At 72.0% G+C, this 9,378-nt stretch carries 9 protein-coding genes and 1 pseudogene; 5 read left to right on the top strand and 5 right to left on the bottom strand.

Translation table 11 applies throughout. The annotated features are described in order from the left end of the window. Nucleotides 1-407 precede the first annotated feature (407 nt). Nucleotides 408-2,549, top strand: a complete 2,142-nt coding sequence (locus ACWCYY_RS31620; RefSeq protein WP_449797975.1) for a phosphocholine-specific phospholipase C — start codon at nucleotides 408-410, stop codon at nucleotides 2,547-2,549. Nucleotides 2,550-2,555: 6 nt separating this feature from the next. On the opposite strand, the pseudogene ACWCYY_RS31615 reads toward ACWCYY_RS31620, so the two are convergent. Together ACWCYY_RS31615 and ACWCYY_RS31610 are read right to left on the bottom strand one after the other, a co-directional pair. Beyond that, nucleotides 2,556-2,699, bottom strand: a pseudogene (locus ACWCYY_RS31615) (VOC family protein); the annotation flags it as partial. A 68-nt stretch (nucleotides 2,700-2,767) separates the two neighbouring features. Next, nucleotides 2,768-3,265, bottom strand: a complete 498-nt coding sequence (locus ACWCYY_RS31610) for a phosphoribosyltransferase (RefSeq protein WP_449797974.1) — start codon at nucleotides 3,263-3,265, stop codon at nucleotides 2,768-2,770. Between the two features lie 499 nt (nucleotides 3,266-3,764). Here ACWCYY_RS31610 and ACWCYY_RS31605 point away from each other — a divergent pair, with 499 nt between their 5' ends. Next, complete coding sequence (locus ACWCYY_RS31605) at nucleotides 3,765-4,562, top strand: thymidylate synthase (RefSeq protein WP_380150072.1); 798 nt, start codon at nucleotides 3,765-3,767, stop codon at nucleotides 4,560-4,562. Continuing rightward, complete coding sequence (locus tag ACWCYY_RS31600; RefSeq protein ID WP_449797973.1) at nucleotides 4,559-5,107, top strand: dihydrofolate reductase; 549 nt, start codon at nucleotides 4,559-4,561, stop codon at nucleotides 5,105-5,107. The genes ACWCYY_RS31605 and ACWCYY_RS31600 overlap by 4 nt, the downstream gene beginning before the upstream one ends. A 172-nt stretch (nucleotides 5,108-5,279) precedes the next feature. Here ACWCYY_RS31600 and ACWCYY_RS31595 read toward each other — a convergent pair whose 3' ends face one another. Continuing rightward, on the bottom strand, nucleotides 5,280-6,344 hold the full coding sequence (locus ACWCYY_RS31595; RefSeq protein WP_449797972.1) for a sulfotransferase: 1,065 nt from the start codon (nucleotides 6,342-6,344) through the stop codon (nucleotides 5,280-5,282). A gap of 237 nt (nucleotides 6,345-6,581) precedes the next feature. Beyond that, the gene (locus ACWCYY_RS31590; RefSeq protein WP_449797971.1) at nucleotides 6,582-6,950 is read right to left on the bottom strand and encodes an SH3 domain-containing protein; all 369 of its coding nucleotides are present in this window, start codon (nucleotides 6,948-6,950) and stop codon (nucleotides 6,582-6,584) included. A 512-nt stretch (nucleotides 6,951-7,462) separates the two neighbouring features. On the opposite strand from ACWCYY_RS31590, the gene ACWCYY_RS31585 reads away from it, so the two are divergent. Both ACWCYY_RS31585 and ACWCYY_RS31580 read left to right on the top strand, forming a co-directional pair. Next, entirely contained in the window at nucleotides 7,463-8,044 is a 582-nt protein-coding gene (locus tag ACWCYY_RS31585; protein ID WP_380150068.1) for a hypothetical protein, read from the top strand. Nucleotides 8,045-8,052: 8 nt separating this feature from the next. Then, the gene (locus ACWCYY_RS31580; RefSeq protein WP_449797970.1) at nucleotides 8,053-8,406 is read left to right on the top strand and encodes a hypothetical protein; all 354 of its coding nucleotides are present in this window, start codon (nucleotides 8,053-8,055) and stop codon (nucleotides 8,404-8,406) included. Between the two features lie 111 nt (nucleotides 8,407-8,517). On the opposite strand, the gene ACWCYY_RS31575 is transcribed toward ACWCYY_RS31580, so the two are convergent. Continuing rightward, the gene (locus ACWCYY_RS31575; protein ID WP_449797969.1) at nucleotides 8,518-9,207 is read right to left on the bottom strand and encodes a LysM peptidoglycan-binding domain-containing protein; all 690 of its coding nucleotides are present in this window, start codon (nucleotides 9,205-9,207) and stop codon (nucleotides 8,518-8,520) included. Nucleotides 9,208-9,378 lie beyond the last annotated feature (171 nt).

The following is a 9,378-nucleotide window of genomic DNA, read 5'->3' as shown; positions in this document are numbered from 1 at the left end:
CGCGGCCGCGGTGACGTTCGCGTTGGCCGCCAGCTCCGCGGGCGGCGCGAAGCGACGCTCCTCCTTGAGCAGGTTGGCCAGGCTCTCGTTGCTCACCACGAACTCCTCGTCCAGATAGGCCGGTTGAGCGCTCATCAGGGGCTTCCGTCGACGATTTCCCGCCGCCCTGGTGCTCGATGATGCTCAATCTAGCGCATCTTCGAGCAGGAATGTGCATGTTGTTCGCCTTGAAGTCGATGGGCGCTCACCCTTGCCCGCCGCTCGATCGCTGCGCAATGATGCGTTTTCAGCGCGCTGACGGAGCAGAATCGATCACTCTGCTGCATCGCTGTGCGTCAGGGAGACCCTGTCCCCCGAGTCCTTCGCGTCGAGCCGTGCCCCCACACTTCTCGAGAGACCGATGCCCCATGACGAACTCCCTGCCCCGCCGCGCGTTCCTGCTGTCGGCCGCCGCCGTGGCCGCCACCGCAACCGTCGGACTGCCACTCGGCCTCGGTGGCGGTCAGGCCCTGGCCGCCACCCCGGCGGGTGGCACCGTGCCCAAGGACCCGCGCCTGGCCCCGGTCGAGCACGTGGTGATCCTGATGCAGGAGAACCGCAGCTTCGACCACTACTTCGGCACCCTCAAGGGCGTCCGCGGCTTCGGCGACCACGCCGTCATCGACCTCCCCGGCACCTCCGCCGGCCCGTCGAACCGCACCGTCTTCCAGCAGCCGCGCGGCACCGGCTCCATCTTCCCCTGGCAGCTCAGCGCCCACGCCGCCGGCTGGGAGGGGTCGGAGTGCCACATCGACGGCGGCGGCCACGGCTGGAGCGACCAGCACAACGCCTGGAACAACGGGCGCATGGACAACTGGTACGCGGCCAAGTCCAGCACCGGTCTGACGATGGGTCACATGAACCGCGCCGACCTGCCCTACAACTACGCGCTCGCGGACGCCTACACCATCTGCGACGCCTACCACTGCTCGGTGATCAGCAGCACCGGCCCCAACCGCAACTACCTGTGGTCCGGCTCGATCGGCGCGGGCCTGCCCGGAGCCAACCAGGTCAGCTACAACGGCGGCGACTTCCGCCGCAAGGAGCAGAACTGGCAGAGCTACGCCGAGGGCCTGGAGAACGCCGGGATCAGCTGGAAGGTCTACCAGGTCTACGACAGGAACGCCGACCGGAACTACGGCGACAACGCCCTCGAGTACTTCGCCCCCTTCATGACCGCCGACCCCGCCAAGGACGGCACCGGCAATGCCTCGCTGTGGAGCAAGGGTGTGGCCGGCGTGCCCTACAGCGGCGGGGACGTCGCGGACGCCCTCATCGCCGGACTGCGCGCCGACGTGCTCGGCAAGACCCTGCCCACGGTCTCCTGGATCGTCACCGACTACGCCAACTCCGAGCACCCGGAGGCCAGTCCGAGCGTCGGGTCCACCTTCGCCAAGCGGGTCCTGGAGACCCTCGCCGCAGACCAGGCCGTCCTCGACTCCACCGTCTTCATCCTCACCTACGACGAGAACGACGGCTTCTTCGACCACGTGCCCCCGCCGTTCGCCGGCGATGCGAACGACGCCACCGAGCACGTCAACGGCGTCCCCCTGGGCCTCGGCTTCCGGGTCCCGATGATCATCGCCTCACCGTGGACCCGCGGCGGCCGCGTCAACTCCCAGGTCTTCGACCACACGTCGGTGCTGCGCTTCCTGGAGCGCCTCACCGGCGTCCAGTGCCCCAACATCAGCGCCTGGCGGCGCGCCGTCTGCGGCGACCTGACCTCCGCCTTCGACTTCGCCAACCCCGTCTTCGGGCCGCTGCCCGCACTCCCCGGGCCCGTACCGGCCGGCCACGCCCTGATGACCGCGGCCGCCTGCAGCACCGCCGGCCGCCCCACCCCGCCCGCCGGCAACGGCACCCGCCCCGTCCAGGAGTCCGGCAACAAGACCGCCTGCCCGCTGCCGTACCAGACCAACGCCTACCTCGACCGCTACGAGGGCACCTCCGCGAGCGGCACCCAGAAGGCCTGGATCGCCCTCGACAACCTGGGAGCCCAGGCCACCGGTGCCGCCCACCTGGCCGTCTACGCCAACGGCTACCGCACCGGCGGGCCCTGGCAGTACACCGTCGGGCCGAACGCCACCACCAGCGACTTCTTCAACATCGGCGCCGGCTCCGGGAACGGCAAGTACGACCTCACCGTCACCGGCCCCAACCGCTTCCTGCGCCGCTTCAAGGGCGACACCAGCACCCCCACCGGCCGCTACGCCAGGGTCAAGAGCTACTTCGCCCCGCAGATGGACCCCATCGCCCTGTGGTTCCAGCTCGCCAACGACCACCCCACGGACACGGTCACCTTCACCGTCGCCTCCAACAACTACCGCACGGGCAGCTGGACCTACAGCGTCCCGCCCGGCCGGAGCGTCTCCGACTTCTTCAACCAGCAGACCTACGGCAGGAGTTGGTACGACTTCACCATCACCGTGAGCAACGACCTCGCCTTCTCCCAACGCTTCATCGGGCACATCGAGAACGGCTCCTTCGGCACCACCGGCTCCATCGCCTGAAGCGTGTCAGGCGAGGCAGAACTCGTTGCCCTCGATGTCCTGCATCGTGATGCAGGACTCGTTGACGCCGTCGGCGCGCTGCGTCAGCACGTGCTTCGCGCCGAGCGCCGTCAGCCGCGCGCATTCGGCCTCGAGCGTGGCCAGGCGCTTGATCGTTGACATGGGCGCACAGTCACAGGGGGCCCGGCCGTCTCCGCAGGTCAGGGGGTCACGGGTGGTCAGGCGTCGAGCACCTGGCCCTCGTTCCGGACGACCGGCGGTTCGGTCGACCACGGGAAGTTGATCCAGGCGTCGGTGCGCTTCCAGGCGTACTCGCACTTCACGAGGGAGTGCGGCTTCTCGTAGATGACGGCGGACCGGACCTCGGCGACGTGGCTGAGGCAGAACTTGTGCACCAGCTCCAGCGTCTTGCCGGTGTCGGCGACGTCGTCGGCGATCAGGACCTTCTTCCGGGAGAAGTCGATCGCCTGCGGGACGGGCGCCAGCATGACGGGCATGTCGAGGGTGGTGCCCACGCCCGTGTAGAACTCGACGTTCACCAGGTGGATGTTCTTGCAGTCGAGCGCGTACGCCAGGCCGCCGGCCACGAAGACGCCGCCGCGGGCGATGCTGAGGATGAGGTCGGGCCGGTAGCCGTCGTCGGCGACCATCTGCGCGAGTTCGCGCACCGCCCGGCCGAAGGACTGGTAGTCGAGGGTCTCGCGCGTCTCGGTCACGCGTTCAGTCTCCCTGCCGGGCGGCCCGGCGGCGAGGACCGGCGCGCCGCAGATCCTCCTCCGGCGCCGCGTGGTAACGGCTTCGGGGGCCGATCCCGCGTGGTCCCGGGGTCCCGTCCGGCGATGACCCCGGCGTCTGGCGGTCCGTCACGGCCGCCCGCTCCGGGGGGTGTTGTCCCCGGGCGCGGCGGGGCGGGGCGCGGCGGGGCGAGGGGGAGGTGCGGGGGGAGCGGGCCGGAGACGGTGAGGTTTGATCCGGGGGATCGGGGTGAGACGCATCCACGGGTGACGCCCCGTCCACCGTTCCCCCCTCGGGCGGAGGGGGCGTGCCCGTACCGCAGGCCCGGCCGCCGCAGGCATCCCCCCGCCCGGCGGCCGGGGCCTGCGGTCCACCGCGTCCGCCGTGCCCGCAGTGGCGGCGCCGTACCGCCCCCGCGGGTGTCACCCGGTCGGTGGCCGTGGTCATCGCCGCAGGTGGGCGCCGGTAAACTCGGCGGGCATGGCAGACACCCAGTACGAAGACCTCCTGCGGCTGGTGCTCACCACCGGGACGGCCAAGGCCGACCGGACGGGCACCGGGACGCGCAGCGTCTTCGGGCACCAGCTCCGTTACGACCTGTCCCGCGGGTTCCCCCTGGTCACCACCAAGAAGGTGCACCTGAGGTCCGTGGTCAACGAGCTGATCTGGTTCCTGCGCGGCGATTCCAACGTCGACTGGCTGCACCGCAACGGCGTCACCATCTGGGACGAGTGGGCGGACGAGAACGGCGAGCTCGGCCCGGTCTACGGCGTGCAGTGGCGCTCCTGGCCGAGCCCGGACGGCCGGCACATCGACCAGATCGCCCAGGTGCTCGACACCCTGCGCACCGACCCGGACTCCCGCCGGATGCTCGTCTCCGCGTGGAACGTCGCCGAGCTGGACAAGATGGCGCTCGCCCCGTGCCATGCGCTGTTCCAGTTCCACGTCGCCGACGGGAAGCTCTCCTGCCAGCTGTACCAGCGCAGTGCCGACCTGTTCCTCGGCGTCCCGTTCAACATCGCCAGCTACGCCCTGCTCACCCACATGGTCGCGCAGCAGGTCGGCCTCGACGTGGGGGACTTCATCTGGACCGGCGGCGACTGCCACGTCTACGACAACCACGTCGAGCAGGTCACCGAACAACTCTCCCGCACCGCCTACGAGTTCCCCCACCTGCGGCTGCGCCGGGCGGACTCCCTGTTCGACTACGCCTTCTCCGACGTGGAGCTGCTCGACTACCGGCACCACCCCGCCATCAAGGCTCCGGTGGCGGTGTGAGCGTCGGGCTGATCTGGGCGCAGACGGTCGACGGGGTGATCGGCCGCGACAACGCGATGCCCTGGCACCTCCCGGAGGACCTGGCCCACTTCAAGGCCACCACCCTCGGCCGTCCGGTGGTGATGGGGCGTCGGACCTGGGACGCGCTGCCTCCGCGCTTCCGTCCGCTGCCGGGCCGGCGCAACATCGTCGTCACCCGCGATCCGCAGTGGCGGGCGGAGGGTGCGGAGCGCGCCGGGTCCGTCCCGGAGGCCCTGGCGAGTGCGGCCGAGACCCCTTCCTCTGCTTCCGCCGCTTCCGCCGATTCCTCCCCTTCCCCCGCCGACATCGGCACCTGGGTGATCGGCGGCGGCGAGCTCTACCGCGCCACCCTCGCGCTCGCCACGGTCCTCTCGGTGACCGAGATCGACCTGCGCGTGCAGGGCGACACCCACGCTCCCGAACTGGACCCCGCCTGGTCGGTCGTCGCGGACGAGGGCTGGCGGACCTCGGTGACGGGGCTGCGCTACCGCGTGCTCCGGTACACCCGCTCGCCGGGGGCGTGAGCTCCGGCCCTCCGGACGATGGGCCCGGTCCGGCATCACAGCTGCCGGACCGGGCCCGTCCGATCCTCCCACCGGTCGGAGGTACGGTGCGCGGCTGCCTGGTGGGGAACTCCTGTGACTTTCCTGGGACTTCCTGAGGCTCGGCCGACGGTGGGAAGAAGCGGACGGGCCGTCAGGGGCCGCCGGTGGGGACCAGGTCGGCGGGTTCGGGCGACCCGCCGAAGAGGGCCGCCTGCCGGGCGAGGGCCCGGTCGCCCGGGGCACAGGCGCGCAGGGTGTCCGGGTCGGTGACGGGTGGGCGGTCGGTGCGCAGGACGGAGGCGGCGGCCTCGCGCAGCCAGCCGGGGTGGGCCTCGGCCCCGGCGAACGCGGCCAGGCGGCCGAAGTGCTGCTCCGGGTCGTCGAGGAGCTCCTCGTAGGAGAGGGCCATCCGCCGGTCGGCGGGCAGGCCGGCCAGCTCGTCGACGCCCTGGACGACGAGCCGGGACCAGAACCCGGCGAACGCGGCCAGCGGGACGGGGGTGCGCATCACGAGCTCGCAGTCCACGTCACCGGCGAGGTGGGCGAGGTGGCCGGGGAGTGAGGTGATGTGCTCGGGGCCGAGCTCGAAGGGGGAGCTCAGGCCGAGCAGGGTCATCGCCTCGGTGCGCAGCAGGAGCGTGCGGAAGCCGATGTGACGGCTCATCGACAGCGCGACGGCGGGCCCGGAGCGGCTGAGGTGCACGAAGCGGGCCTCGGGGAACATGGCGCGCAGGGCGGGGAGGAAGGCGAGCGAGGCGCCCGAGCGCTCGACCACCACCGAGGCGTTCTCGCGCTGCCGCAGTTCCTCGAAGAGCACGCGGTACTGCCCGGGCAGCGGGCGGGCCGGCCAGGTGGGCAAGGCGGCGGCCAGTTCGTCGTGCAGCGCGTCGGGGTCGGCGGTGAGGGCGGGCAGGGTCATGTGGGAGACGGTGGGCACGCCGGTCCCGGGCCGGAAGCGCCCGCTGCCGTACGGGTAGAGCAGTTCCGGCATGGGGTACGGGGAGGCCGCGATGGCGTCGAGGGGGCGGACGGGCCCGCCCAGGACCTCCCAGAACTCGCGGCCGTCGACCGTCCGGCCGCCGAAGCCGAGGGTGCCCCGGCAGACGAGGGAGGTGAAGAGCTCGTTCAGGCTCAGCACGTCGGGGTGGGCCTGGAGGGCACGGGAGAGCATGGTCGACCCGCACCGGCCGGTCCCCACGACGAAGGTGATGCTCACATGTCCTCCTGCAGCCGAATGTCCGTGCGCCGATCGCGGCATGACCGTACGTCGGCCACGGGGCGGCGGAGATCACGGGCGGTGGGCCGGTAGCGGGCCGACAGCCCCGGAAGGCGGGCCCGTCGGGTCCGGTGAGGAGGGCTCGCATTCACCCGAACGGACGGCCCGGCCGGACGGTCCCGCACGTGGAGGGCCGCCCGCCGGCGAGCGGCGGACGGCCCCGGTGTCACGGCGTCACTACCCGCAGGTGGCGTGGGCGCCCCCGTTGGGGAGCAGCGAGTCGCTGACCCAGCCGTAGGTCCTGTCGTGCGAGTTGTACAGGTAGGTCCAGGTGGAGCCGCTGTCGTTGCGGGTGTAACACCAGTACACGAGCGTGTCCTGGTTGTCGGCCCAGCCCTTGACGGCACAGCTGGTGCTCGAACCCGATCGCATGTTGGCGGCGACACCGGCGGTCATCGTGACCGTGGTGCCGTCGCGGTACGCACCGGCCTGACCGCACGAGGCGGTCGCCGAAGCCGTCCCCGAGCCGACGGCCAGACCGGCCGGCACGGCCAGCAGCAGGCTCGTCGCCGCGGCGGCGATCCTCGCGCGTCCTGTCAATCGCATCTCTGATTCCTCCCCGTCCCACGCACTCCTTGGCGTGGACATGCAAGAATGATGGAGACCGCGACCCTCGTCAGGTAGTCCAACTCCGGTCAATCACACGCCCTTTCCGGCCAGCGGAGCCGCTGTCACCAGTCCCTCGGCATGCGCCCTGCGGCAGACCCTCGTCGGCAGTTGCCGCACGGTGGCCGAGCTGTCGCACATCCAGGGGAACGCCGTACCCCGTCGGCATCGCGGACGTCGAGGTCGGCTGGTGGATCGGGTGATCAGGCGCGGGTGGCACCGCCGTCGGCGGACGGGCTTCGCGCACTGCCTGCAGGTGGGTCAAGTGTGCTTCCTGGGGCTGGAGTTGTGCACATCGACGTTCAGGCGTCACCCCGCGCGGGGGTTTCGGGCTCCGGGTCTTGACCGTCCGTCGGGCGGCGGAGACCGTGGGTCGTATGGTGGGGGATTCCTTGGCCCGGGGTGGTTGGGCGTCGGGCGTGCTGGGCCATTTCGTGCTGAGCCTGGGAGCGGTGACCGGTCTGGTGCTTGGTGGCGCCTGGGTGTTGAAGGTGGCCGACCGGTGGAGCGGTGGGAATCCGCCGGTCCTGTTCGTGGTCGCGGTGGCGCTCTGGATCGGTCTGGCGCGGTGCGTCTACGTGAGCCTCCGGGAGGTGGAGTCCCACGACGTGGTGGTCTTCCTGGTCCGGGCGGTCGGCGTGGTCGCCGTGCTCGGAGGTGTGGTCTTCACGCTGCTGAGCCTGTTCTGGTGGGACCGCCAGGTGCTCCACGACCGGGGGGTCACCCTGACCGGTGTGGTCGGCCGGCACTGGGAGGTCGGGACCGGGGCGGGCCTGGACCCGGGGCCGATCCCCTACTACGACGTGGTCGGCCCCGACCGGCGCGAGCGGTGGGCCTTCTGGTCGGCGGAGGCCAAGGACCGGCCGGGGATCGGCACCCCCGTCACCATCACCGTCGACCCCGAGGAGGAGGCCCAGCCGCAGCTGGGCGGTCGCCCGGGTGCACCGCCCTGGCAGGTGGCCACGGTCGCCCGCGACGTCGCCCTCGTCAGTGCACTGGTCGTGGCCGCTTCGGGAGCCGCTGCCCGGCGATGAACGGCTCGGTGCCGGTCGTGTGTCGCGAGCACGTCCGAGCCGCGCTCGGCGGCCGGGCGGCGGCCGGGCGGCTGACGGGCGGTCACCCTCCCCGGACCCGGGGGCCCGTCGGGGTCGAAGCTGCGCTTCCTCGCCGCCGGCTCCGGAGCTTCTTCGAGCGCCGCCTCACGCTGACCACGACCTGGAAGCCGCCGTGGTCGACCTACCTGCCGTTGGCGGAGGGGTACCTGCGGCAGCGGCCCGAGCTCCCCGGCCTGCTGATCAGCCATCACCTGCGGGTGGAGGAAGCGGGATCGGCCTTCCGCCTGGCCGGGTCGAAGCACCCCGGCAGGCGCAAGGTCGTCCTCTCCGCCGAGCTCTGACCGACCCGTCACCGGTGGCTCGGCGCAGCGCGGCGCAGCACGGTGCGGGCCCGGCCGTCGGTCGGCCGGGCCCGCGCCGGAGAGCACGCCGGGGGCGCTCCTGAGGGAGGGTCAGACGGCGAGGACCTGGCCCGGGTAGATCAGGTTCGGGTCGGAGCCGACGACCTGGGCGTTCGCGGCGTAGAGGGCCTCGGTGCTGGTGCCGTTGGCGGCGGCGATGCCGCCGAGGGTGTCGCCGCTCTGCACGGTGTAGCTGCCGTCGGAGGCGGTGCCGGTGGAGGACGAGGTGCTGCTCTTCGAGGAGCTGCTGCCGGTGCCGGCGGAGGTGCCGGCGGAGGTGCCGGCGGAGGTGGAGGAGCTGGTGGCGGAGGAGCTGGTGTCCACGTTCGCGGCGGTGCCGCCCGAGGTCAGCCCGGCCACGCCGCTGCACACCGGCCAGGCGCCGGGGCCCTGGACGGCGAGGACGTTCTCGGCGATGTCGATCTGCTGGGCGCGGGTGGCCTGGTCGGCGCTGGGCGCGTACTGGGTGCCGCCGAACTCCGCCCAGGTGGACGGGGTGAACTGGAGTCCGCCGTAGAAGCCGTTGCCGGTGTTGGCGCTCCAGTCACCACTGGACTCGCACTGCGCGACCTTGTCCCAGGTGGAGGTGGTGGCGGCCGAGGCCGAGGTGGCCGTGGCGAGTCCGGCGAACGGGAGCACCGCGACGGCCAGGGCGGCCATGCCGAGACGGGCGCGCTTGGTGCGCTTGGTGACGGTGGGGGCGGTGGCGGCGGACTCGGCGGCGGCGTGACGGGTGCTCATGCGGATCCTCTCGGACGCCCCGGGCAGGCAGGCGGAACCAGGCCCCGGGGAGGGGCCGGTCCGTCCGACTAGGTCGTCGCGGTCGGTCCGGTAGGCGTCTGGCGTACCGGCTCCGACCCGCTCACCCCGGCCTGCGGCGCCGGGGTGAGCCGGTGCGCCGTGCCTCGGGGG

It is taken from the genome of Kitasatospora sp. NPDC001664 (assembly GCF_053596675.1).
This window is presented reverse-complemented; position numbering and strand designations above follow the sequence as displayed.